This window comes from Nocardioides sp. NPDC057767, assembly GCF_042798275.1.
Taxonomy (GTDB): domain Bacteria; phylum Actinomycetota; class Actinomycetes; order Propionibacteriales; family Nocardioidaceae; genus Nocardioides.
Window position 1 is genome coordinate 33,802 of record NZ_JBHVKJ010000001.1, and the last position, 24,072, is coordinate 57,873.

The 24,072-nt window shown below is 68.7% G+C and carries 24 protein-coding genes; 11 read left to right on the forward strand and 13 right to left on the reverse strand.

The features are described from left to right. Window positions 1-10: 10 nt before the first annotated feature. Window positions 11-325 (reverse strand): hypothetical protein, encoded by a 315-nt coding sequence (locus ACFVDI_RS00130; protein ID WP_378899062.1) that lies wholly within the window; start codon window positions 323-325, stop codon window positions 11-13. Window positions 326-777: 452 nt separating this feature from the next. Between ACFVDI_RS00130 and ACFVDI_RS00135 the strand changes: the two genes are divergently transcribed. Beyond that, complete coding sequence (locus tag ACFVDI_RS00135) at window positions 778-2,043, forward strand: hypothetical protein (protein WP_378899064.1); 1,266 nt, start codon at window positions 778-780, stop codon at window positions 2,041-2,043. Between the two features lie 76 nt (window positions 2,044-2,119). Here the strand turns inward: ACFVDI_RS00135 and ACFVDI_RS00140 are convergent, their stop codons facing one another. The 7 genes from ACFVDI_RS00140 to ACFVDI_RS00170 form a co-directional block, all read right to left on the reverse strand. Beyond that, on the reverse strand, window positions 2,120-2,698 hold the full coding sequence (locus ACFVDI_RS00140) for a hypothetical protein (RefSeq protein WP_378899066.1): 579 nt from the start codon (window positions 2,696-2,698) through the stop codon (window positions 2,120-2,122). Further along, window positions 2,692-3,516, reverse strand: a complete 825-nt coding sequence (locus ACFVDI_RS00145) for a hypothetical protein (RefSeq protein ID WP_378899068.1) — start codon at window positions 3,514-3,516, stop codon at window positions 2,692-2,694. The genes ACFVDI_RS00140 and ACFVDI_RS00145 overlap by 7 nt, the downstream gene beginning before the upstream one ends. After that, window positions 3,513-3,782: a hypothetical protein gene (locus tag ACFVDI_RS00150; protein WP_378899070.1), complete on the reverse strand. Its 270-nt coding sequence runs from the start codon at window positions 3,780-3,782 to the stop codon at window positions 3,513-3,515. Before ACFVDI_RS00150 ends, ACFVDI_RS00145 begins: the two co-directional genes overlap by 4 nt. 60 nt (window positions 3,783-3,842) lie before the next feature. After that, entirely contained in the window at window positions 3,843-4,412 is a 570-nt protein-coding gene (locus tag ACFVDI_RS00155; protein ID WP_378899072.1) for a hypothetical protein, read from the reverse strand. Window positions 4,413-4,610: 198 nt separating this feature from the next. Continuing rightward, window positions 4,611-5,402: an endo alpha-1,4 polygalactosaminidase gene (locus ACFVDI_RS00160; protein ID WP_378899074.1), complete on the reverse strand. Its 792-nt coding sequence runs from the start codon at window positions 5,400-5,402 to the stop codon at window positions 4,611-4,613. A gap of 77 nt (window positions 5,403-5,479) precedes the next feature. Further along, window positions 5,480-7,087 carry a DHA2 family efflux MFS transporter permease subunit gene (locus tag ACFVDI_RS00165; RefSeq protein WP_378899076.1) on the reverse strand — a complete coding sequence of 536 codons (1,608 nt, stop codon included), beginning with the start codon at window positions 7,085-7,087 and terminating at the stop codon, window positions 5,480-5,482. A gap of 45 nt (window positions 7,088-7,132) precedes the next feature. Next, window positions 7,133-7,846, reverse strand: a complete 714-nt coding sequence (locus ACFVDI_RS00170) for a molybdopterin-dependent oxidoreductase (protein ID WP_378899078.1) — start codon at window positions 7,844-7,846, stop codon at window positions 7,133-7,135. 108 nt (window positions 7,847-7,954) lie between these two features. On the opposite strand from ACFVDI_RS00170, the gene ACFVDI_RS00175 reads away from it, so the two are divergent. Genes ACFVDI_RS00175 through ACFVDI_RS00195 form a run of 5 tightly spaced genes read left to right on the forward strand, consistent with a single transcriptional unit; the run spans window position 7,955 to window position 15,403 of the window. Further along, window positions 7,955-10,669, forward strand: a complete 2,715-nt coding sequence (locus tag ACFVDI_RS00175) for a DEAD/DEAH box helicase (RefSeq protein ID WP_378899080.1) — start codon at window positions 7,955-7,957, stop codon at window positions 10,667-10,669. Further along, the gene (locus tag ACFVDI_RS00180) at window positions 10,666-11,328 is read left to right on the forward strand and encodes a hypothetical protein (RefSeq protein ID WP_378899082.1); all 663 of its coding nucleotides are present in this window, start codon (window positions 10,666-10,668) and stop codon (window positions 11,326-11,328) included. The genes ACFVDI_RS00175 and ACFVDI_RS00180 overlap by 4 nt, the downstream gene beginning before the upstream one ends. Window positions 11,329-11,361: 33 nt before the next feature. Next, window positions 11,362-11,925 (forward strand): TetR/AcrR family transcriptional regulator, encoded by a 564-nt coding sequence (locus tag ACFVDI_RS00185; protein WP_378899084.1) that lies wholly within the window; start codon window positions 11,362-11,364, stop codon window positions 11,923-11,925. A 56-nt stretch (window positions 11,926-11,981) separates the two neighbouring features. Then, window positions 11,982-13,523 carry a carboxyl transferase domain-containing protein gene (locus ACFVDI_RS00190; RefSeq protein ID WP_378899086.1) on the forward strand — a complete coding sequence of 514 codons (1,542 nt, stop codon included), beginning with the start codon at window positions 11,982-11,984 and terminating at the stop codon, window positions 13,521-13,523. Continuing rightward, window positions 13,523-15,403, forward strand: a complete 1,881-nt coding sequence (locus ACFVDI_RS00195; RefSeq protein WP_378899088.1) for an acetyl/propionyl/methylcrotonyl-CoA carboxylase subunit alpha — start codon at window positions 13,523-13,525, stop codon at window positions 15,401-15,403. Before ACFVDI_RS00190 ends, ACFVDI_RS00195 begins: the two co-directional genes overlap by 1 nt. A gap of 4 nt (window positions 15,404-15,407) precedes the next feature. On the opposite strand, the gene ACFVDI_RS00200 is transcribed toward ACFVDI_RS00195, so the two are convergent. Continuing rightward, entirely contained in the window at window positions 15,408-15,911 is a 504-nt protein-coding gene (locus tag ACFVDI_RS00200) for an RICIN domain-containing protein (RefSeq protein ID WP_378899090.1), read from the reverse strand. 127 nt (window positions 15,912-16,038) lie between these two features. On the opposite strand from ACFVDI_RS00200, the gene ACFVDI_RS00205 reads away from it, so the two are divergent. The 4 genes from ACFVDI_RS00205 (at window position 16,039) to ACFVDI_RS00220 (ending at window position 20,550) form a co-directional block, all read left to right on the forward strand. Continuing rightward, window positions 16,039-17,013, forward strand: coding sequence for a hydroxymethylglutaryl-CoA lyase (locus ACFVDI_RS00205; RefSeq protein ID WP_378899092.1), 975 nt, complete (start codon window positions 16,039-16,041; stop codon window positions 17,011-17,013). A 100-nt stretch (window positions 17,014-17,113) separates the two neighbouring features. Next, window positions 17,114-18,223, forward strand: a complete 1,110-nt coding sequence (locus ACFVDI_RS00210) for a hypothetical protein (protein ID WP_378899094.1) — start codon at window positions 17,114-17,116, stop codon at window positions 18,221-18,223. An 86-nt stretch (window positions 18,224-18,309) separates the two neighbouring features. Next, window positions 18,310-19,341, forward strand: coding sequence for a hypothetical protein (locus ACFVDI_RS00215; protein ID WP_378899096.1), 1,032 nt, complete (start codon window positions 18,310-18,312; stop codon window positions 19,339-19,341). Window positions 19,342-19,353: 12 nt separating this feature from the next. Beyond that, window positions 19,354-20,550 carry a hypothetical protein gene (locus ACFVDI_RS00220; protein WP_378899098.1) on the forward strand — a complete coding sequence of 399 codons (1,197 nt, stop codon included), beginning with the start codon at window positions 19,354-19,356 and terminating at the stop codon, window positions 20,548-20,550. A gap of 11 nt (window positions 20,551-20,561) precedes the next feature. On the opposite strand, the gene ACFVDI_RS00225 is transcribed toward ACFVDI_RS00220, so the two are convergent. Both ACFVDI_RS00225 and ACFVDI_RS00230 read right to left on the reverse strand, forming a co-directional pair. Continuing rightward, window positions 20,562-21,164 carry an AAA family ATPase gene (locus ACFVDI_RS00225; protein ID WP_378899099.1) on the reverse strand — a complete coding sequence of 201 codons (603 nt, stop codon included), beginning with the start codon at window positions 21,162-21,164 and terminating at the stop codon, window positions 20,562-20,564. A 92-nt stretch (window positions 21,165-21,256) separates the two neighbouring features. Beyond that, window positions 21,257-21,955 carry an EcsC family protein gene (locus tag ACFVDI_RS00230; protein WP_378899101.1) on the reverse strand — a complete coding sequence of 233 codons (699 nt, stop codon included), beginning with the start codon at window positions 21,953-21,955 and terminating at the stop codon, window positions 21,257-21,259. 56 nt (window positions 21,956-22,011) lie between these two features. On the opposite strand from ACFVDI_RS00230, the gene aat reads away from it, so the two are divergent. Then, entirely contained in the window at window positions 22,012-22,740 is a 729-nt protein-coding gene (gene aat / locus ACFVDI_RS00235; protein WP_378899103.1) for a leucyl/phenylalanyl-tRNA--protein transferase, read from the forward strand. On the opposite strand, the gene ACFVDI_RS00240 is transcribed toward aat, so the two are convergent. Then, window positions 22,737-23,063 (reverse strand): rhodanese-like domain-containing protein, encoded by a 327-nt coding sequence (locus tag ACFVDI_RS00240; protein ID WP_141802158.1) that lies wholly within the window; start codon window positions 23,061-23,063, stop codon window positions 22,737-22,739. The two genes, aat and ACFVDI_RS00240, sit on opposite strands and share 4 nt — an antisense overlap. Window positions 23,064-23,072: 9 nt before the next feature. Continuing rightward, the gene (locus ACFVDI_RS00245; protein WP_378899105.1) at window positions 23,073-23,936 is read right to left on the reverse strand and encodes an Fpg/Nei family DNA glycosylase; all 864 of its coding nucleotides are present in this window, start codon (window positions 23,934-23,936) and stop codon (window positions 23,073-23,075) included. Window positions 23,937-24,072 lie beyond the last annotated feature (136 nt).

The window sequence follows — 24,072 nt, forward strand, 5'->3', positions numbered from 1 at the left end:
GGGTTGTGCCTCAGAGGGTCTTGTACGTCGCCATGATCGGTGCGATCAGCGCATCGGCGGTCTTGCGGTCGATATCAGACTTGTTGAACTCCCAGGTGACTGTGACCTGATCGCGAGTCGTTGACGCGACGGTTCCATAGTGGTCTTGCCAAGTGAACTCGGTCTCGGCGCGAAAGTGATAGAAGGGCGTTCCGTTGATGGTCTCGTCAGGAAGTCGCTCGACCTTGGTGAGGCTGGAGTCTGACTTCAGTTGGCCATGCACGAGCTTCGCAAGTCCTTCAACGGCTTCCGCGAGGTCCCCGTCGGCGCCGTAGGCATCAGCCATGAGTCCACCTGAGCCGGGGGAGAGCCCGACGGAGTTCTTCGGCGCACGCATTGTCTGGGACTGTTTGCGATTGGAGCTGAGAGCCCAGTCCGGAGGAACTTGGAGTTGAGCGACGTCGACAGATGCGACCTGCCAGTCAGCCGGCACAGCCGGTTCGCTGGGGCGTGGGTCGGTGGACACCTCAGAAGCGGAGGCCGAGGTGCTTGTCGTGGGATCGGTGGCTGGGCCTTGGTCGTTCGCGCACCCGGCAAGGACGATACCGAGCGAGCTGGCCAATGCGGCGATGGTCATCGCCCGAGACGTCTTCATGGCCCACGACCCTAGAGCAGTTCCCTGGATTCGCTGGCAGGTCCCGCGATTGCACGGTGTAATTTCGTAAGTCGGGGTGGACTCTGCCCCTGGATTCGTTCTCGGGAGGGGACAACGACATGACGGGCGTACAAGGTCCTTGGATGACTCGGCTCAGGGCGTATGTCGAAGGTGCCGACGTAGCTGCCCTCGACGCGCTGACCGACCGATGGAACGACGGAGAGCGCACGTTCCGCAGCGCAGGGCGCACTCTCCACGAGAACAGCAAGAAGGTCGAGGATGGGTTTTCCTCGGCTTCGGAGTCGGGACAGGCTGCCCGCCAAGGTATGCAGCAGGCGGGCGAGAAGACGGCCGACAAGAGCGACGTGTTGAAGGAAGCTGTTGCGGCGATGCGGCATTACCGAGGCACGTTGGCAACGGCTCGGACGCAGTACGCCACATTAGCTGCGGGCTTGCCGAAGACGCATGGCCCAGCGCCGGATCCGGCGGACTACCCGACCTCCGGGACTGGAGTGGATGGTGAGGCGAACGCGAAGGCATTAAAGGCGAAGCAGGCGGAACATGCTGCCGCTGAGGCGGCGATCGCGCATGCGGAAACCGAGGCTGCCGCACAGGTTGGATATGTCGATGATGCCGTGCGCGAAGACGAGCCGAAGATCCGCGCCCTGTACGACGACGGCACCAACTCCGAGCCGTTGCCACAGGGGACTTCGGCGTCGCAGCCCGGTTCCTACAGTCAGATCCAGGCCTCGAAGTCGCGGATGCAGAAGTACAACTCCGGCACCCTCTACCCCGACGGCTGGGGCCACGAACTGATCGCTCAGGAGAAGGCGAACATCGCGGGGTACGAGGCCGAGAACAAGCCTGAGTGGAACGGCACCGAGTGGATCAACGCTGATGGCACCCCCGCCCCCTCGACGTCGTACGCGATGGTCGAGACGGCTGACGGCCTCGCACCCCTCGCCGGCGGCACAGGCGGCATGTCCGCCCTCGCGATCGCCGGTGGTGGTGCCCTCCTGGGTGCTGGCGTGGCCAAGGCGATCGCCAGCAAGTTCGCCGCCGGAGCGTCCGCGAAAGCAGCGACCGCAGGAGCCGCCTCCCGGTCGGCCGCGGCCAGGTCCGCAGCTGCCAGGGCGGGCGCCGCAGGTGGCCGTGCGGGAGCCGGTGCGCGAGGCACTGGTGCCGGCGGACGTGGCGCCGCTCGCGCTGGCGCTGCTGGCCGCGGCGGAGCCGGTGCAGCTGGCGGCCGCGGTGCCAAGAAGCGGGACCCAAACGGCAGCCAGCCCCAAGAGTGGGAAGCCGACTACACCGACGACTGGACCGAGACCGCCAGCGACGTCTTGGACCCCAACGCCTCCCGCGGCTGGGTCCCGAACGCCGCTCAAGCTGATGACGAGAAGCGACGCTAACCTGGCCTATGGGTAGGTGGTCCACTTCGGCGCCCGCTTCCCGATGGAAGGACGTCCTCCTGGTCAGCCGCGCCGCCTAATTGAACTCGTCCTCCAACTTCTCGCGGAGCGCCGGCAGGTCGTCTGACGGGTCTAAGTCGGCGTCACCGCCTACAGACTTGGTGACCACGCCGTACCCCGTGGTGTCGTTCAGCGGTATCGCAACAGTGGCTTTAAGCGTGCTGGTCGATGCCGTAGCCATCGTCTGCGCTTGACACGATCCGTCCGGCTTGTCGGCGTACTCCATGGAGGAGTCAGCAGCTAGATCGACACACTCCGTTTCCAGCCGGGCGTCCGCTCGCTCCGCGGCGGTGTCGTCGCCGACGTCCCCGAACGTGTACACCTCCACTTCGTAGGAAACCACGCCTTGGCCCTGCGTCCCATGCGCACTGCAGACCGCCATCTCAGACCGGCTTCGGACGGTCTGATGGGTGTGTTGCTGATCATCGAGTGTGACCTCGCTCAGAAGCGGGGCACTGCCCTCGTCGAAGACCACCGCGCACAAGTCCGTGGGAAGAGCCTTAGCCGCCTTCTCTGCGTCACCACAGCCTGCGGAAACCGCTAGCAGCACGGTGATCCCGGCGACAACGCTCACCTTCACTCTGTACCTCACCACGTGCCGGAGTTTTCCATCGTTGCGCCGTCAGTACCGGAGATCTTCGGCCAAGCGTTTCCAGAATTCAATCCGTCGATTCCGTTCTCGGCGATCTTCCAGACGGCAGCGTTGGCCGTGCCGTCTTCGGCAAGGTAGCGCCCCAATTGGTTGGCAAGCTTGAGGACGGTCGTCACGGCTGATCCGATCAACTCCTCGGTCGGACCGATTTCGAGGGTGAGGATCTGACCCGCGTCACACCCATCTTTGACGACCGAGACCGTCTGGCTGGCGAAATCAATGAGCGCGTCGATGATGTCTTGCCACGATGACAAGATGTTGCTGCTGCCTTGGCCGCACATCTCGATAGCCGTCTTCAGACCGTCTTCGACGGCACTGATCGCCGCTACTTGCTTTTCCGCTTGGTCCGCGAATGCGTCGGCGCCTCGGCTGTCCCCTCCCCACGCGTCACGTACATCGCCGATCGCGTCTGGAAGGTCACCTTGCTTGAGGTCGTGCAGGACCGCGCTTGCGGCGATGTAGGAGTTCTGAATGAGGCCCAGCGTGACTGGGTCGCCCTGGACCTGGTTGGCTTGCTCCCAGATCTCCGGGGCCTTCTCCTCGAAGAGGTCCCAGAGTGAGTTCGCGGCTTCCTGAAGAGCATCGATGCCTCGATTGACCGTCCAGTGGAGCCATGGCTTCGCGGTCCACTCGTACCAAGGGATCGCTTCGATCCTCCGGTTGAACTCATCCTGAGCCCAGTCGATGCCCTCATTGATACCTGCTTGCGCCTCGTCCATGTTCCGCTGCACTTCGGCCCAGAACTCGTCGTAGGTCATCATGTGTGCTCCACCCCCTCAACGATCCTCTCCAGCTTCCGGAAACGATCATGTATGTCTTGGTCCGTTGCGCCGAAGTCCTTGGCGACGGCTACAAGAGTCGCCCGGAAGGTCCCTGCGGTTTCGCCGCCCGCAGCAAGTGCAGCCACCATCTGGTTGATGAAGTCGTCGTGGTGTCGACCGCTGGCCGCACCGAGAAGACCGAAGGCCTTGCCCTTACCGACGCCGTCCTCGGCGTGCTTCCTTGCCTCTCGCAGCTTCTCGGCCACCAGGTCAAACTGGAAAGCCGCCCTAATCAGCTGCTCGACGTCTACTCGTAGAGTTCCCACTTAGAACCATTCCCCCGCATCTTCGATCGCCTCACGAATACCCGACTGCAGGTCATGAGACGTTGCCCTGGCCAGCCAGTCCTCATCGACGTTGACGCACATGCTGCCGACTCTCCCAGCTGGCAACTCGACCGAGACGTGCCCGTTCCTCGCCCGACCGATCTTCGGCGGGTCAGGGCGCGGGCGGGACTTCTGTGCCGCTGGCCACTGATTTCCGCTCGGCCCGATGTACCGCCGTGTAGTAGGCCATACGAAGGTGCCGTTGTGAACCGCCTCCGCTCGCTCTGCAAGTTCGTCGCGACGCGGGCTCATCTCTCCCGACAGCATCGCCCGACGTCCGTCAGCTTCTGCATATGCGCCGGCGAACGCAGCTCTGACGCTGCGGCTCGAACCCGCGACGCCATCAAAGTTGTGGACCGTCACCTCGACGAACCTCAGCGCTGCGTCCAGGGTGACTGAGACGTTCTGGTCGTCGTCCGCCCCACGCTGTGGTGGAACATCCTGAAAGTACGTTTCTCCGTACACTTCTTGCAGCCGACGGAGTCGACTGGCACCCATTTCATCAAGCATCCCACCGCACCTTCCGAGACATGACGGGTCCACCCTGAGATCTGCCACCACACGTTTCACCTGAGGTACTAATACCCCAGGATCGCGATCCTAAACGTAAAGTCTTACAGCGTCTGGGACCGGCCGGGGACGTTCAATGTCACGATCTGCCGGAACATTTCCGAGAGCAGCGTGTCGACGTCTCTCCATCTGAACTCTTCAGCAGGCGGCATAGACGTACGCCGCTTCGTCCTGCTCCACGAGATCACGGTCGCGGAGGATGGTGAGCGGGGCGCGGGCGGGATCCGCGCAGACGTCGGCGAAGGAGAGGTCGGCCTCGGCTAGGGAATCGGGGTACTCGACCTGGAGCACGTGGGACCCGTAGACGTCGGTGTAGGCGGCGCACTCGTCGTACGCGCCGCACTCCTCGACGACGGCGAAGTCGAAGCCGAGGTCGTCGTGAGCCGGTCGGGCGGCTTCGGCGGCGTTCTTCTGGGCGATCGCGAGGCCGAGGTCGTGAGCGGCGGTCACATATGCCGATGCCAGGGCGAAGGCGCCGTCCCGGGAGATCGAGTCGAAGCGGGTCCAGGTGTCGAGGTTGTCGATCTCGACGGCGTCGAAGCCGTCGTCCGCGCAGCCTTCGATGATCGGGCCGACGACCTCGAGGATCGCCGCACGAGCGGAGGCGGTGGAGGGGTCGAGGATGAGCTCATCGGGCCAGTCGGGGTCGCGTACGGGATCGCCGGAGGCATCACGGAGCACGGCAGACGGATGGCCGGACCAGTCGGCGCCGGGTTGGGTCTGGAAGCCGTTGACGTAGCAGACGTTGTAGGCGCCCTCGAGGGGCTCGGCGGTGGCGTCGCGGGCGACCACATCGATCGGGGTGCCGTCGGACAGCTGATCGGCGATACCGCCGAGCTGGTAGTCGAAGACACCGTCGGTGGGTGGGAGATCGGGCGCCGTGTCGGTAGACGGCGCAGCGGCAGATCCGCAGGCCACCAAGGCGAGCAAGGCGAACGATCCGACAAGTGCGACGAGGGCCGGGCTGCCGATGACAGCCCGGCCCTGCGTACGTGCGCGTGAGCGGATCAGTGGAGGACCGTCGGAGCGGCGGCTCCGTGCTCGGCCTTGCTCTTGGGCAGGAACCACGCCGGGATGAGGGTGGCGAGCACCAAGATCGCGGCGATCACGAAGGTGGTCGAGAAGGCCTCGGCCATCTCGACCGGGATCGCCTTGAAGACCTCCGGCAGCTTGGCCGGGTCGAGACCCAGCGAGGCAGCGGCCTCACCGACCTTCTGCTGGTTGGCAGGGTCGGCCAGGAACTTCTCCAGACCGCCGGCCGGGACACCGAGCTTGTCGGCGAGGTCGTCCGCGGCGGAGATCGACTCCTTGCCGGACAGGGCGTTGGTGAGCAGCACCGAGAAGAGCGCGGTGCCGGCGGAGGCGGCGACCTGCTGGACGATGTTCACCAGGGTCGTGCCTCGGGCGATGGTGTGCTCGCGCAGCGTCGCCTGGGCGGCGGCGAAGGTCGGCATCATCGTGGCGCCCATGCCGAGGCCCATGATGAACAGCGACACCAGGAGATACCAGTAGGGCGTGGCGTCGTCGAGTCGCGAGAACATGAACATGCCCACCGCGATCGTGGTGAGACCGCTGAGGACGATCTTGCCCGGGCCGGTGCGGTCCGCGAGCATGCCGGCGAGCGGCATCGTGACCATCGCGCCCAGACCCTGCGGAGCCAGCAGCAGGCCGGCGTGGAGGGCGTCCTCGCCCCGTACCTGCTGGTAGTAGAGCGGGAAGAGCAGCGAGGCGCCGAAGAACGCCATCGCGAAGATCGACAGGGTGATCACCGCGACGGTGAGCTCCTTGTTGCCGAAGAGGCGTACGTCGATCAGCGGGTGATCGTTGCGGGCCGAGAGCGCCCACGGGATGAACGCGGCGATGAGCACCAGGCCCGCGACCATGAAGGCGAGCACCTTGGTGTCCAGGATCGTGCCGGCCTCGGGGATCGAGGAGACGCCGTAGAGGAACAGCGCCAGACCCGGGGACAGCAGCACCATGCCGAGGAAGTCGAAGGACTGTGACGGCTCGACGTGGTCCTTCGGCAGGGCGCGCCAGGCGTAGACGATGGCGACGACACCGATCGGGATGTTGATCAGGAAGATCCAGTGCCAGGAGGCCGAGTCGATCAGCGCGCCACCGATGATGGGGCCGAGGATCGGTCCGAGGAGCATGGGTACGCCGAGGATCGCCATCACGCGACCGACCCGCTCGGGACCGGCCGCCCGGGTCAGGATGGTCATGCCGAGCGGCATCAGCATGCCGCCGCCGAGGCCCTGGAGCACGCGGAAGCCGACCAGCATCGGCAGTGTGGTGGCCAGCGCGCACAGTGCCGAGCCGAGCGCGAACAGCACGATCGCGGTCATGTAGAGACGTTTGGTGCCGAACCGGTCGGCGGCCCAACCGGTCAGCGGGATCACCGTCGCCAGGGCGAGGGTGTAGCCGGTCATCGTCCAGGCGACCTCGGCAGAGGTGGCGTCGAACTCGCGCTGGAAGGTCTCCAGGGCGACGGAGACAACGGTGATGTCGAGGATCGACATGATCGATCCGAGCACGACGACGCCCGCGACGATGAGCACGCTCTTGTCGAGGTGATCGTCTGGCGCCTTCTCAGGCTTGGCAGAAATGTCTGTCACGGGTTGACAGCCTACGTGTGGCTTGATAGGTACCCTAGCCAATATTTACTTTTGATCGGTGACCTGGCTCACCCCGTGCCGAGCGGCCGCGGCGAGCAGGAAGGTCTTGATCGCCCGGTAGACCGGGCGGATCAGCCAGCCGGGCAGCGTGCCGTGGCGCTCCTCCTCCCAGACCCGCGCCCGCGGGTGGGACTGCAGCAGCCGGTCGAGCAGCGCCGGGGAGCCTGCCGTCGGAGCGCCGGCGAGCACGTCGATGCGGCACACGTGCTTGATGTTGGCGTACCCGTACTGGGCCGGGCTGACCAGTCGCAACGGCGCCCCGTGGTCGCCGTCGAGCGGTCGGCCACCGAGGCGATCGGCGAGCAGGACGTCCTCGGCCAGGAGGTCTTCGAGCTGGGCCACGAAGTGCTCGCCGTCGAGGCCGCGGACCATCACGTGGGTGACGGTTGTGCCCGGAACGAGGGCTGGTGCGACGTACCGCTGATAGACGTCGGCGAAGGCGGCCCCCTCCCAGTGGAGGTCGGTCACCGACCAGCCGGCGACGCAGTGGAAGTCGGCGTGGAGCTCGCGACGATCGGCGCCGGTCAGCTCGTCCAGGGCGATCTCGACCGGCGCTGTGAGCGCTCCGCCGAAGACCACTGTCGGATCTGCGGGCACGGTCGGTGGGGGCTGGGCGACGCGTCGCCCGAAGCGGGGGAAGAAGTCGATGCGCCGCTGGCCCGGCGGGAGGGCGACGTGCGGATGGGTGGTCTCGGTCATGTCAGCCACCGTGGCAGGGCCGCTGCCTGGCGCGCCTCAACCTCTGGGAGCGGCCCCCTCATCCTCGAGGATGAGAAACAGTCGGTGGTGGCGGCTACGGTCGTGTTCATGTCCTTCGTACCCGTCGCCGGCCGCGCCGTCTTCAGGCCCGCGCAGCCGCCGCGGGACTCGGCCGTGGAGTTCGTGGACTCCCGGCGTTCGGTGTCGTTGCCGATGCGGGCGGCGCTGCCGGTCCTGAAGAAGGCGTACGCAGCCTCCGACCTGCATCCCTCGGTCGCTCTGGTCGCGTCGGCAGCACATCTCGGGCTCCGGTTCGTGGCCGCGGGACAGCTGGAACCCGCCGATGGTTCGTGGGCGGTCCGCTACACGCCGGAGGACGAGGAGCGGGTGCGGCTGCTGGCCGAGGCGCGAGCCTACGAGGACCTCGACGACGAGGCCGCCGAGCTGCTGGTGCGGGAGATCGTGGCCGCGGTGGCGGACGCGGTGCCGACCTCCGCCCCGAAGGCGTCCGGATCGGGTGCGTTCCGGGAGTCGCTGCAGACCCGGCTGGCCCGCTATCGGACCGATGAGGGTCCGGTGACGGCTTCGCTGCCGTCCCTGGTGCGGCTCTCCTTCCGCGTCGAGGCGCCGGAGGAGGACCTGCTCGCCGGGTCGCTGACCTTGGTGCCGCAGGTGCACGACGAGGCCGACCCGCTGCACGTGGCCGATGCCGAGAGGCTGTGGGACGAGGCCGACGATCACGGCTTCGGCCCTCGGGCGCGTACGCATGCGCAGGTCGCTCTCCGTGGGGCGGCGGAGGCCTGGCCCGTGCTCGACCGGCTGCTCGACCTGCCCGTTCCGGTCGGGCTGACCCTGTCGAGCGACGAGGTCGTGGGGCTGCTCGAGGACGGCGTCGAGTGGCTCAAGGAGCGCGGTGTCGACGTGCTCTGGCCACGCTCGCTGTCACGAGACCTGACGACCTCGGTGGCGGTCGACCGGACACCGTCGACGTCCGCTTCGGCGCGCGAGGACCTGATGCGTGAGTCACCGCTCGGCGAAAAGGGACTCTTCGCCTTCCAGTGGCAGGTCGCGCTCGGCGGTGAGCCGCTCGATGCTGCCGAGATGGACGCTCTGGCAGCGGCCGCCGGCCCGATCCTGCGGCTGAGAGGGGCGTGGGCGGTCGTCCATCCCTCGGTGCTCCGCCGTGCGCGCAAGCGGCTGCTCAAGCGGATCAGCGGCGGCGAGGCGCTGGCCGTCGCCCTGACCGGTCAGGTGCCGGCGGAGGTCGCCGAGGCGGCCCCGGGCGAGAAGGTGATCATCGGCGCCTCGATCGCGCGGCTGCGTGATGAGGTGATCGCGGCGACCTCGGGTCCTCCCGTCGACGTGCCGCCAGAGCTGCAGGCGACGCTGCGCGGCTATCAGGTCGAGGGGCTGACCTGGCTGGCCGGGATCACCTCGCTCGGCCTGGGCGGGTGCCTGGCCGACGACATGGGTCTCGGCAAGACGCTGATGACGATCGCGCTCCACCTGCATCGCCAGAAGGAGCACGCCGGACCGACGTTGGTGGTGTGCCCGGCGAGCCTGCTGGGCAACTGGGAGGCCGAGCTCGCCCGGTTCGCGCCGGAGGTGGAGGTGCGCCGCCATCACGGGTCCGAGCGCGACCTCGACGGGGCCACGGGCGTCGTGCTGACGACGTACGGGACGATGCGGCGCGACGTCGAGCTGCTCTCCGCGGTGTCGTGGGGGCTCGTCGTCGCCGACGAGGCGCAGCACGTGAAGAACGCCGCCTCCGCGACCGCGAAGGCGCTCCGCGAGATCCCGTCGCACGCGCGGGTGGCGCTGACCGGCACCCCGGTGGAGAACAACCTGACCGAGCTGTGGGCCCTGCTCGACTGGTGTGTGCCGGGGCTGCTCGGCAGCCGACTCGCCTTCCGGAGGGCGTGGGCGAGCCAGATCGAGGCCGGTGCGGACGTCGGGAAGGCGAAGGAGTTCGCGGCGCTCGTCGGCCCGTTCCTGCTGCGTCGCCGCAAGTCGGACCCGGGGGTGGCGCCCGAGCTGCCACCGAAGACCGAGACCGACCACCTGCTGTCGCTGACCCGGGAACAGACCGTGTTGTACGAGGCGTTCGTCCGAAACGCCATGGAGAGGATCGAGCGGCTCGACGCCGACGACCCGCAGCGGCGCGGACTGGTCCTGAGCCTGCTCACCGGACTCAAGCAGATCTGCAACCACCCGGCGCAATTCTTGAAACAAGGGAGTCTCAATCAGGAGGCCGGCCGGATCACGGGCAGGTCGCAGAAGATCGAGCTCCTCGACGAGCTGGTCTCGACCGTGCTGGCTGAGTCGGGTGCGGTGCTCGTCTTCACCCAGTACGTCGCGATGGCCCGTCTCCTCGAGGCCCACTGGGCCGCCTCCGGGGTGGAGCACCAGTTCCTGCACGGCGGCACCCCGGTCGCGGAACGCTCCCACATGGTCGAGCGCTTCCAGGACGGCGAGGTGCCGGTCTTCCTGCTCTCGCTCAAGGCGGGCGGGGTCGGGCTCAACCTGACCCGTGCCGACCACGTGATCCATGTCGACCGGTGGTGGAACCCGGCGGTCGAGGACCAGGCGACGGACCGGGCCCACCGCATCGGCCAGACGCGTACGGTCCAGGTGCATCGGCTCATCACCCAGGGCACCGTCGAGGAGCGCGTCGCCGAGCTGCTGCAGCGCAAGCGGGTCCTCGCAGACGCGGTCCTCGGCGCCGGCGAGGCCGCCTTCACCGAGCTGTCCAACGCCGAGCTCCGTGAGCTGGTCCAGCTCGGCCCCCAGAAGCGCCGGAAGCGCCGCCGGATCGCGTCATGAGGTCGGCACTGACCTTTACCCGCGAGCCGCATCGGCGTGGGATGGTGCGGGTCGACTCGTGGTGGGGGCGGGCGTTCCTGCGGGCGATCGAGGAGCTGGCCTACGACGACAACCAGCTCACCGGCGCCCGCTCGCTCGCCCGCTCGGGGCGGATCGGAGGCCTGGTCGTCGAAGCCGGCCGGTTCGCCGCCGCGGTCGACGACGAGCGCGGGCTGTGGACGGTGACCGGCACGGTTCCGGTGTTGAGCGCGGACGACGTCGACGCGCTCTCCGAGGTCCTGGGTGCCTCGGCCGAGAGGGCTGAGGCCCTCCTTGTCGGGGAGCTCCCTCTGGATGTGGCCGAGCATGCCGAGGAGGCCGGGGTCGAGCTGGTCCCCTATGGCGAGGAGCTCGCGGTGACCTGCACGTGCGGCCACTGGCATGCGGTGTGCGGCCACTCGCTGGCGGTGCTCCACCAGCTCTGCTGGACGGTCGACCGCGACGCCACTGTGCTGCTTCACCTACGTGGCGCGGAGCGCGAGGAGCTGATCGGGCCTCTGCGTCCGGGACCGGAGATCGTCCGAGCGGCTCCGGTCGGCGAGGCGACGCGCGACCAGGTCGATGACGTCGAGATCGCACTCGACGCGGTGCTTCGGGCGCGTCACATGCTGGAGGAGTGACTCGAACGGGTGAATAGCGGCTAACCTGGCGGAATGACCTCGGCTCCGACGAAGACCAGGCGCGAGCAGATCCTGGACACCGCGGCCGAGCTCTTCGCGGCCCGCGGCTTCCACGGCGTCTCCGTCTCCGAGCTCGGCGCTGCCTGTGGCATCTCCGGCCCAGCCCTCTACAAGCACTTCCCGAGCAAGGACGCGATGCTCGCCGAGATGCTCGTCTCGATCTCCCAGGAGCTGCTCCGCGAAGGACGGGTCCGGGTGAGGGGCGCATCGAACACGGCCGAGGCGATCGAGGCACTGATCGACTGGCACGTCGACTTCGCACTGCGCGATCGAGCCCTGATCGTCGTCCAGGAGCGCGACTGGCAGTCGCTCCCGCACGAGGCCCGGGAGCAGGTGCGCACGCTGCAGCGGAAGTACGTCGACCTCTGGGCCGACCAGCTCCGCGACCGCAACCCGTCGCTGGCCCTCGACAGCGCCCGCGCGATGGCCCACGCCGTCTTCGGCCTGATCAACTCCACGCCGCACAACCGGGTCCTCCCCGAGGAGTCCACCCGCGCGGTGCTCACCAAGATGGCCCGCGCCGCCCTCGCGGAGTAGGGCCGACTTCGGAGTGGGACTTGTCACACGAGGTTAATGAACGTTAACCTCGTGCCATGGCGTCCAATCTGCGCGAGCTGACCCTCGAGCTGCGTGAGCGGCTCGAGCGGGTCCGGCAAGGAGGGAGCGAACGCTCCCGGCAACGGCACACCGACCGAGGGAAGCTGCTTCCACGAGACCGGGTGGACGGGCTCCTCGACCCCGGGTCACCGTTCCTGGAGGTGGCTCCGCTGGCGGCGTACGGGATGTACGACGACGGCGACGAGTGGGCAGTGCCGTCGGCGGGAGTGATCGCTGGCATCGGGCTGGTCGCCGGACGCAAGTGCATGATCGTCGCGAACGACGCGACGGTGAAGGGTGGCACCTACTACCCGCTGACCGTCAAGAAGCACCTGCGGGCGCAGACGATCGCGGCGGAGAACAACCTGCCGTGCATCTACCTGGTCGACTCCGGGGGCGCGTTCCTCCCGAAGCAGGACGAGGTCTTCCCCGACCGTGAGCACTTCGGTCGGATCTTCTTCAACCAGGCCAACATGTCCGCGAAGGGCATCCCGCAGATCGCCTCCGTGATGGGCTCGTGCACCGCCGGCGGCGCGTACGTGCCGGCGATGAGCGACGAGACCGTGATCGTCCGCGACCAGGGCACGATCTTCCTCGGTGGACCGCCGCTGGTGAAGGCGGCCACGGGTGAGGAGGTCACCGCTGAAGAGCTCGGTGGCGGGCTCGTCCACGCCACCAGGTCGGGCGTCGTGGACCATCTCGCCGACGACGACAAGCACGCCCTCGAGATCGTCCGCGGCATCGTCTCGACGCTCCCGGAGCAGGAGGTCTCGACAAGCTCGACCGCCGGGACCGGCTACGACGACCCCGTCGAGTCCCCCGAGACCCTCGTCGACGTGGTGCCGGCCGACACCAGGACCCCCTATGACGTGCGCGAGGTGATCCGCCGCATCGTCGACGGGTCGAAGCTGCAGGAGTTCAAGCAGCTCTACGGCGAGACGCTGGTCTGCGGGTTCGCCCACATCGAGGGGCAGCCGGTCGGCATCGTCGCCAACAACGGCATCCTCTTCTCCGAGTCGGCGCTCAAGGGCGCCCACTTCGTCGAGCTGTGCAACCAGCGCGGCATCCCGCTGGTGTTCCTGCAGAACATCACCGGGTTCATGGTCGGCAAGGAGTACGAGAACAAGGGCATCGCCCGCGACGGCGCCAAGCTCGTCACCGCGGTCGCCTGCTCGGTGGTCCCGAAGTTCACCGTCGTCATCGGCGGCTCCTACGGCGCCGGCAACTACGGGATGTGCGGTCGCGCGTACGACCCGAGATTCCTGTGGATGTGGCCCAACGCGCGCATCTCGGTCATGGGCGGCGAGCAGGCTGCCTCGGTCCTCGCGACCGTCGCCGGCAAGCCGGACGACGAGGAGTTCAAGACGCCGATCCGGGACCAGTACGAGACCCAGGGGTCGCCCTACTACGCCACCGCGCGGCTGTGGGACGACGGCATCATCGACCCCGCCGACACCCGGCGGGTGCTGGCCATGGGGCTCGCGGTGGCGGCGAATGCGCCCACGCCCGAGCCCAACTACGGAATCTTCAGGATGTGATGGCCGTGTTCGAGAGTGTTCTGGTCGCCAACCGAGGCGAGATCGCGCGCCGCGTCTTCCGGACGTGCCGCGAGCTCGGCATCCGGACGATCGCGATCTACACCGCGCTCGACGCGGACGCACCCCACGTACGTGACGCCGACGAAGCCGTCGAGGTGGCCTCCTACCTGGACGCCGACGCAGTGGTCAACGCTGCCGCCGAGGCCGGTGCCGAGGCCGTCCACCCGGGGTACGGCTTCCTCTCCGAGCGGGCCGAGTTCGCCCGCGCGGTCGCGAAGGCCGGGCTGACCTGGGTCGGTCCGACGCCCGAGGTCATCGAGCAGATGGGCCGCAAGGATGCGGCCCGCGAGATCGCGGTCGCCGCCGGCGTACCCGTGGTTCCGCGCGGTGAGGACAGCCCCTACCCGCTCCTGGTCAAGGCCGCCGCGGGCGGTGGCGGCAAGGGCATGCGGATCGTGCGCTCGCCGGAGGAGCTCGACGAGGCGCGGGCCGCCGCCGCCCGCGAGGCGCTGAGCGCGTTCGGCGACGAAACCCTCCTGATCGAGAAGTACGTCGAGCGTGGCCGCCACATCGAGGTGCAGGTCTTCGGCGACACCCACGGCAACGTCATCCACCTCTTCGAGCGCGACTGCTCGACCCAGCGTCGCCACCAGAAGGTGATCGAGGAGGCCCCGGCCCCGACGCTCACCGACGAGCAGCGGAACCTGGTCCTGACCAGCGCCGTCGCGCTCGCGAAGCAGGTCGGCTACACCGGTGCCGGGACCGTCGAGTTCCTGCTCGACGACGCCACCGGCGACGCCTACTTCCTGGAGATGAACACCCGCCTCCAGGTCGAGCACCCCGTGACCGAGGAGATCACCGGTGTCGACCTCGTCGCGCTCCAGCTCCGGGTCGCGGCGGGTGATCCGCTCGGCATCATGCAGGACGACGTACGTGTCGACGGCCACGCCATCGAGGTGCGGGTCTACGCCGAGGACGCCTTCGAAGGGTTCCTGCCGCAGGCCGGCCGGACCTCGATCGTGCGCTGGCCCGGGAACGCCCGGGTGGAGCACGCCCTGGAGAGCGAGCAGGTCGTCAGCACCGCCTACGACCCGATGCTCGCCAAGATCATCGTCCACGGCGCCGACCGCGAGGAGGCCCGGGCCGCGATGGTCGCGGCGCTCGACGAGACCGCGGTCCTCGGGCTGACCACCAACACCGGCTTCCTGCGGGTGCTGGCCGCCTCCGACGCCTTCCGCGACGCCGAGATCGACACGGCCTGGCTCGACCGCAACGACGTGCCCGTTCCGGACTCCGACGTGCCGCGGACGCTCGTCGCCTGGGTGAGCGCGATGCTCGCCGCGGTCTCGGACACCACGACGCCGTTCCGTGCCGACGGGTGGCGGCTCGCCGGTTCGCCTGCACCGACGATCGTCGACCTCGACCGCAGCGTCACCGTCGACCGCCCCTCCGGCCGTGTCGACGACCATCTCGTCCGGCAGATCAGCGCGGCCGACCACGTGCTCGTGGCCGTCGTCGACGGCGTACGTCACCGGGCGGTCGTGGTCTCGACGAGCTCGACCACCGGGGGCCGCCACGCCGAGATCGTCCACCAAGGACAGCGCTTCGACTTCTCCCCGCCCGACCGTGTCGCCGGCGCGGCCGCCCATCACAGCGACGGCGCGGTCGAGGCCAAGATGCCCGGCACGGTCATCGACGTACGCGTCCAGGTCGGCGACACCGTCGAGGAGGGTCAGGTCCTCGGTGTCCTGGAGGCGATGAAGATGGAGGTCTCCCTCAAGGCCCCGTTCGCCGGCACCGTCACCGTCGTCGGTGCCGGTACCGGCTCCCAGGTGCCGCTCGGGGCGGAGCTGTTCGTGGTGTCGCCCGATGCGGAGTGAGCGGTCAGTACCAGCTCTGGTTCGTGCTGCTGTCGCACGCCGCCAGTCCGCCGACGTACGGGTCCTGGATGCACCAGCCGTAGGCCTCGTTCTGGAACCGGATCGTCCCGTCCGCCCAGCGCTTGATCCACCAGCTCTGCTGCTCGCTGTCGTTGCAGGGGAGGCTGCGCAGGAAGATGACACCCGTGCCGGTGCCGAGCTGGGCGTGCAGGCACTCGCCGGTTCGGCCGTTCTGGAATCGACGCGTGCCGTCGTTCCAGGCCGTCACGATCCACTGCTGGGTGGACACTCCGGTGCAGGCCGCGGTGCGCGGCTCGGTCGTGGTGTCCTCCAGGCACAGGCCGGTGGCCTGGTTCTTGTAGGTCTGGGCCGCGGCCGACGCAGGCGTTGCGAAGCCTGCGATCAGCCCGACGGCGGTGATGATGGTCGTTGCCACAGCGGCCAGGAGAGCAGCTGCGGAACGCTGCGGACGGTGCTTCCACAGCATGGTGAGAGTCGGGTTCGTCATGTGAGGACCTGCCTATCAACCAGGCTCGGACCTGGATGCCCGAGCGTCGGATCGACCGTGTCAGAGGCCGCTCTCAGATCTCTGTCTCGTATCTGTCAGGTTCCCCACGAGGATTAGGTTGGCAAGCATGAGTGACCCTTCGACAGGCAACTCGACAGGCAACGGACACCGCCTCCCCGCAGTCGTACGCCACGACGACCTGCCCAGCAGGATCACGATCTACGAGGTCGGTGCGCGTGACGGCCTCCAGAACGAGAAGACGGCGATCGACACCGGCGTCAAGGCGGAGCTGATCACCCGGCTGCTCGACGCCGGGCTGAGCCCGGTGGAGGCGACGAGCTTCGTGCACCCGAAGTGGGTGCCGCAGCTGGCCGACGCGAAGCAGCTCATGGAAGAGCTGGTCGACCGCCTCGGCGACAGGGCGCGAGAGCTCCCCGTCCTGGTCCCCAACGAGAAAGGTCTCGACCGGGCGCTCGAGCTCGGGCTGAGGCACATCGCGATCTTCGGCAGCGCGACGGAGACGTTCGCCAACAAGAACCTCAACCAGACCTTCGACGGCCAGTGGGCGATGTTCGAGCCGACGATGAACCGGGCCAAGGACGCGAACATGACCGTCCGCGGCTACCTCAGCATGTGCTTCGGCGACCCCTGGGAGGGTCAGGTCGAGATTGCGAAGGTGGTCGAGGCCGGAAAGCGGCTCCTCGATCTCGGCGCCGACGAGCTCAGTCTCGGCGACACGATCGGCGTCGCCACCGCGGGCCACGTGAAGACGCTGATCAAGGCGTTCGAACAAGAAGGCGTCCCGACCGAGCGCCTCGCGCTGCACTTCCACGACACGTACGGCCAGGCCCTGGCCAACACCCTTGCCGGGCTCCAGTGCGGCGTGACCACCTACGACGCCAGTGCCGGCGGTCTGGGCGGTTGCCCCTACGCGAAGAGCGCGACCGGCAACCTGGCCACCGAGGATCTGCTCTGGATGCTCGACGGTCTGGGGATCGAGCACGGGGTCGACCTCGACAAGGTCGCCGACACCAGCCGATGGCTCGCCGGCCATCTCGGCAGGCCGAGTCCCTCGGCCGTCGTACGCGCCCTGCGCTCGTAGCTGGCAACACGCCCTAGACTGCACCCAAGAGTGACGGCCGGGTGACAAAAGACGGACCGCCGCGACAATCTCTACTAACTTGGTGCAGAATAGCGGGACCATGGCGCGCAAAGTCTTTCTCCACGTCGGCGCTCCGAAGACGGGGACGACGTACCTCCAGGACAGGTTGTTCCACAACCGGGTGTCCCTGGAGAAGCATGGTGTCTTCTACCCGGTCGGCGGCCAGCCCGACTTCTTCCGGCCGGCGCTCGACCTGATCGACCGTCCCTGGGGCGGGATGAGGAAGACCGTCCACGGCGAGTGGGACGCGCTGGTCAAGCGCGTGCGCCGCCACGAGTCCGAGACGATACTGATCAGCCACCACCTCTTCGCCGGTGCCAGGCCCGACCGGGTGGAGAAGGCGATGACCGACCTCGGCGAGGGCGGTCGCACCGAGGTGCACATCGTCTACACCGCCCGCGACGTCGCGCGCGTGCTGGCCGCGGAGTGGCAGGACCAGGTGCAGCGCGAGCGCAAGGTCACCTTCGCCCGCTACCTCGAGCGGATGCAGACGGCGAAGCAGTCCCGCTCGGCCGCCTGGTTCTGGCGTACGCACGGCCTGCCCGACGTGCTCAGCCGGTGGGGCCGCAACCTGCCGCCGGAGCGGGTGCACCTGGTCACCGTGCCGCCCGACGGGGCGCCGAGCGAGCTGCTCTGGCGTCGGTTCTGCGAGGTCGTCGGCATCGAGGAGGCCTGGACCCCGGTCGACAGCGACCGCCACAACCAGTCGCTCGGGCGTGCCGAGGCGACGCTGCTGCGCCGGCTCAACGCGCGGCTCGAGTCGCAGGAGCTGCCCCGTGAGGACTACCGCCATCTGGTCACCGAGGTGATCGCCAAGCACACCCTCGCCCACCGCGAGGGCCGTGAGCGGGTCACCCTGCCGCCCTCCGCCTTCGACTGGGCCGACCAGGTCGCCGAGTCGTGGATCGAGTGGGCCGAGCTGGCCAAGGTCGACATCGCCGGCGACCTCGACGACCTCCGCCCGCAGCGGCCCGAGGCCGACGTGGAGTGGGTCGACCCGGACGCGCCCCGCACCAAGGACGTCGCCGATGCCGCGATCGACGCCCTGGTCGCGGTCGTCGTCGAGGCCGCCCGCACCGACCCGCCCCAGGGCCCGGTCGCGTCTCGCGCCGCCCGGGTCATGCGCCGGGTCCGGGGGCGACGCTCCTGATGCCGACACCCACGAGGGGTTGGGGGTGGGCCGCACACCTGCGCGAGGGTGGGACGACCCCGTGGTCGTCCTGGTCCGAGCCGGCCGTGCCCTTCACGACCGACCACCTGCCGGGTGCCGAGATGCTCGAGCTGCTGCGGCAGCTCAACGCGACCGGCCCGTCGGAGCCCTCCCGCGTCGATGCGCTGCTGCGTACGAGCCCACCGGGCCGCGGTCGTCGTGACCTGCCGCTGCTCGGGGATACCGAGATGAGGACGTACGGTCCGCTGCCGGTGGATCCGGAGACGCTGTCGCCTCGGGAGCTGCTGAGGGCGGCGAGCGTGCGACTCGCCGAGGACCTGCTCGACACCGTGGAGCCTGCGCCCGTGCCGCGCCCGCGGAGGTGGCGACGCCGACGCGCGAAGGTCGAGCCCGACCAGCAGAGATTCCCCTACCGCCTGGTCGGCTCCCCGTGGCTCACCCTGCCCATCCGCGAGGAGCTGGAGCGGCAGGGGAGGCTGCCCGGTGGCGACGGCTTCACGGTCTACGTCTTCGGCGGGCCGCTGGACGAGATCGCCGCCGCCGCGTGGAGGTTCCGCACCTTCACCAACCGGGTCAACCCCTGGCACATCTGGATGCGCGACGCGCAGTGGCGCGGCTGGTTCGGCCCGCGTGCCGACCTGCCCCGGATCGCCCGCTGGTGGGCCGGAAGGGTCGGGAGGCACCGCGTCGAGATCGTCACCGACCCTGCTCTGCTGCCCGGCCTGCTCGGCGTCGACAGTCTGCCCGGGCCCTGGTCGATCTCGGCCGAGGGCCACGAGGTCGCCCGCGTGATCGGGCAGGTGCTCAGCGTACGCACCGATCTGGAGACCCAGCGGAAGCTGCTGGTCGACCAGCTGCGACCCCGGCTGGAGAAGCTCGAACCGCTCCTTCCGGGCGCTCGGGAGGTCGGCGTACCCGAGGAAAGTTTGGATTGGGTCGAAACACAGGCGCGGGCCCAACGTGATGCATTGGTGGAAGCCGGATACGCTCTCCACGGAGACCCTGACCGGCTGCTCCCCTCGGGGAGGGCGACGCAGGGTCCCGATGAGCGCCGGGCGCTGGCGCTCGCGTTGTCATTGCTGGCGGGGCGTTCCTAGAGGAGTAGAACGTTGGAGACTGGGCGGCGCGTGCTGCTTCATGTCGGCACCCCGAAGACGGGCACTTCCTATCTTCAAGACGTCCTCTTCCACAATCGGGAGTCCCTCGCGGAGCAGGGGGTTCACTACTTCGCCGACCGCTTCGACGCCCATTTCCTGGCGGCCCTCGATCTGATGGACCTGCCCTGGGGTGGCATCGAGGAGGAGGCGACCGGCGCCTGGGACGCTCTCGCCGCGAAGGTGCGCGAGGTCGAGAACGGCACCGTGATCATCTCCCACGAGATCCTGGCGAGCGCGTCCTGGCAGCAGGCCAAGCACGCGCTGGACTCGCTGGGCGACTCCGAGATCCACATCATGCTCTCCGCGCGCGACCTGGCCCGGCAGATCCCGGCCGAGTGGCAGGAGAACGTCAAGCACCGCTCGGTCGTGAGCTACGCGGAGTTCCTCGAGGAGATCCGTGACCCGGCCCGCGAGGGGCGCATCGGGTCGTGGTTCTGGGGTGTCCAGGAGTTGCCGGACATCCTCGACCGCTGGACCCAGGGCATCCCGCCCGAGCGCGTCCACCTGATCACCGTCCCGCCGCCGGGGTCGCCGTCGACGCTGCTGTGGGAGCGCTTCTCGACCGCCTTCGGCCTCGACGACCTGACCATCGACTTCGAGGGGATCGACCGCGGCAACCCGTCCCTCGGCGTGCCCGAGGCGGCCCTGCTCCGCGAGATCAACCTGACGGTGGTGCCGGTGCTCGAGCCGGCCGACTACCGGCCTTTCGTACGCGAGTTCCTGGCCCACCGCACGCTGGCCAAGCGCCGCGACTCCGCCCGCTTGGCGCTCTCCCCCTCCATCCTGCCCTGGGTCGAGGCGCTCTCCGAGGGCTGGGTCGAGGCGCTGTCGGGACGCGGCTACGACGTGGTCGGCGGGCTCGAGGAGCTCCTCGTGCCCGAGGACCTGGCGGGCAAGCCGTTCGTCGACCCTGACACCGTCTCCTCGCGCGAGGTCCTCGACGCCGGCGTCGCCACCATCGACGCGCTGCTCCAGGAGGCCATTCGGCTGCGCACGTCGGAGGCTCGGCTGGAGGACGAGGTCGCCGAGCTGCGCGCCGAGCTGGAGCACACCCGGTCGCTGGTGCCGAAGCAGCGCGCACGTGAGGGTCTCGAGCGACGCTGGTGGGGTCGCGCGGTGCTGAAGGTCTACCGTCTCGTCCGGCGCTAGCCGCGAGCTGCTCAGAGGAGCGTCTCGAGCGCTCCCGCGGCGCGGGCCCGGTCGAAGACGTGGACCCGGTCCCAGGCGCTGTTGGTGTCGCCGAACGTGGCCGCGGTGAGGAGTCGCGGCTGGTCGTCGAGCCAGCGGCACCAGTGACGGTCGAAGGACTCCGGACGGACCAGCCGCCCGCGCGCGTACTGGCCATCGATCGCCGCCACTCGTGGCACGTCGATCATGACCAGCGACGTACGCCAGCCGCGGGCGCGGGCGATCCGGCCGAGCAGCTCACGCCGGCCGGGCCGGGTGGCCGGGTCGTGGACGAGGAGCGTGCGGTGTCCGGCCGTCGGGCCGAGCACGACCAGGACCAGGGTCGCGATCGCGTGCCACAGGTGCACCAGGGGCCGGTAGAGACGGTAGGGCACCTCCGGCAGACGCGCCGCGAACCATCGCGTCACCGTCTCCGGGTCGAGGGTGCGTACGTCGTGGTGCCGGTCGGCCACCTGACGGATCAGGGTGCTCTTGCCGGCGCCGGGTACGCCGCCCAGGAGGAGCAGATGCGGCCGCTCGTCGACCCCGGCAGCGCGGGCTGGGCTGATCGGGGCGAGAGTCGTGTCGAGGGTCATCTGCTGCTCCTCCCAAGCGGACACCAACAGTGTGGAGCCCTGTGCTCGGAGGAACGTCGGACGGACCTGTGAAGTTCCTGTGAGCCCGGGGGTCAGCGGTTGTCTGAGGGGCGCGGCAGCAGCTCGCGCGAGGCGTAGCGACCGATCTGGTAGGTCATCCAGCCGTCGGTGCCGGCGCCGACGACACCGCCGACCAGCGGAACCCGCTTGGCCACCATGGAGACCATCCGCTTGCCGGCGACGCGGGCGATCAGCTCCTGGGCCACCTCGGCGGCGACGAGGTCGTCGACCGCGCGGTCGTAGGCCGGTGCCGTCGCGACGGCCATGGGCGGAGCGGGGAGCTTCCTGTCCCGGATCTGCTTGCTGACCTTCTCCTCGCTCAGGAGGGTGAGCAGGATGGCGTTGCGGACGCGCGGATCGGTCAGGTCGTAGCCCCGCAGATGCGCGATCGCGGCCACCATGCGGCACTGGATGATCGCCATCCCGGTGATGTTGGCCGGCAGGGTCAGCGCCTGGGTGACCAGACCGCCGATGTTGGTCGCGAAGCCACCCACGCCGGCCAGCCGCACGTGGTTGTCGATGACGTGCTTCACCGCGAGCTCGACGTCGTTGCCGTGGTCGGCGAGATGCTTCTCGGCGGCTGCGGCCGCCGCCGGGAGCGGGCCGACTCCGACGATCGCGTGGTGCAGCGCCTGTCGGACCACGTTGGTGGTGACGCCCGGCGCGGACTGGATGACCTTGGGTGCGAGCCGGCCAGCCGCACTGGTGAGCACTGACTTGGGACCGATCATGAGGCAAATCTTAAGTGTGTGGTGGTTGCGGCCGTGCGGGGCGATAACGTTTCGTCGTGGCGAATCTTGGGGGTCCGATCGAACCGGAGCCGTCGCCGTGGGCCTTCGCCGACCTTCGGGACCCAGGCGCGGGCCACGGCGGGGCTGATCTGGACGATCTGGTGGGCATGGGCGCGGACGTCGCGCCCGGGACACTCCTGGCCGCGTACCGGCACGGGATCTTCCCGATGCCCGGGGAGTCCCCGCGTGACCCGATGATGTGGTTCTCGCCGGTCAAGCGGGGCGTACTGCCGCTGGACGGGCTCGTCGTCTCGCGGTCCCTGCGCCGGTCGGTGCGGGACTTCGAGATCAGGATCGACACCAGCTTCGACGAGGTGGTGGCCTCCTGCGCCGACCCGCGTCGGCCGCACGGCTGGATCGACAGGCGGATCCGGCGGGCCTACGGCAACCTGCACCGGCTCGGTTGGGCGCATTCGGTCGAGGCCTGGCAGGACGGCCGTCTGGTCGGTGGTCTCTACGGCGTCGCCATCGGCGGCCTGTTCGCCGGGGAGTCGATGTTCCATCGGGTGCGCGACGCGTCCAAGGTCGCCCTGGTCGGGCTGGTCGCCGCGTTGCAGGAGGCGGGATCGATCGACCAGCGGATCCTGGACGTGCAGTGGCGCACCGACCATCTTGCCTCGCTCGGCGTGGTCGAGATAGATCGCAACGACTACCTCGACCGCCTGGAGAAGGCGCTCAGACTGCCGCTGCCGGAGGCGTTCGGCGGTCCTTCGGCAGAGGCTTAGAGGACGTACGCCTCGGCGCCGGTCTCGCTGACCATCGGTCGCCCGGCGGCGGCCCAGTCGAGCATGCCACCGGCGAGGTTGACGACCTCGAAGCCCTGCTGGGCGAGGTAGTTGACCGCCTGGGCGCTGCGTCCGCCGACCTTGCAGACCACCAGGGTCTGGCCCTCGGGAAGGTCGCCGAGGCGCGCCGGGAGCTGCTGGAGCGGGATGTGGGTCGCGCCCTCGATGTGCCCAGCGGCCCACTCGTCGTCCTCGCGGACGTCGAGGACTGCCACGGGCAGGGGATCGGGCACGCCGGCGATCTCGACGGTGGGGATGGTCACGCGGGAATCCTACTTGAGAAGGCGGGACATCCGCCGATCGGCGAGCGGCTTGCCGCCGGTCTGGCAGGTGGGGCAGTACTGCAGGCTCGAGTCGGCGAAGCTCACCTCGAGGATCGTGGAACCGCAGACCGGACACTTCTTGCCCGCCTTGCCGTGCACGGCGAGGTTGGACTTCTTCTCGCCCTTGAGCTCGCTCATCGCCAGGCCGGAGTCGCGCTCGACGGCCTCCTCAAGGGTCGTTCGCAGGGCGTTGTAGAGGCTCTCCGACTCCTCGTCGGTCATCTCGGCGGGCTTGAAGGGCGACATCTTCGCCGCCCACAGGATCTCGTCGGAGTAGGCGTTGCCGATGCCCGCGATGATCGACTGCATCCGCAGCACGCCCTTGATCTGCTTACGGCCCTGACCTGCGAGGATCTCGCGGAAGCGGGCCAGGGTGAAGTCGTCGGCGAGCGGGTCGGGACCCAGCGAGGCGACTCCCGGGACGTCCTGCGGGTCGTGGACGACGTAGAGCGCCAGACGCTTCTTGGTGCCGCCCTCGGTGATGTCCAGCCCGGTGTCGTCGTCGAGCACGACCCGGATCGCCAGCCCCGACTTCGACCCCGGGCGTGGCGGAGTCGCCGGGACCTCGTCGCGCCACCGGATCCAGCCGCCGCGGGCCAGATGCAGCACCAGATGGATGCCGCTGGCCTCGATATCGATGAACTTGCCGTGGCGGGTCACGTTGTCGACGAGTGTGCCCTCGACGGCGGTCAGCGGCGGGTCGTAGGTCTTCAGCGCGCTGAACTGCGCGACGTGCACCTTCGTGATCGCACGGTCCCTGAGGCGCCCGCGCAGGTCCTCGGCGAGTGCTTCCACCTCGGGGAGTTCCGGCATGTTCGCGAGTCTAGATCGTCACGCTTGCGCGCGGGGAGGAAATCCGACTATCATCGAACACACGTTCGACGCTGGCGATCGATGTAGGAATCTTCGCCTTTCTAAGATTGGTCCTAGAAAGGCGAATAGAGACCTA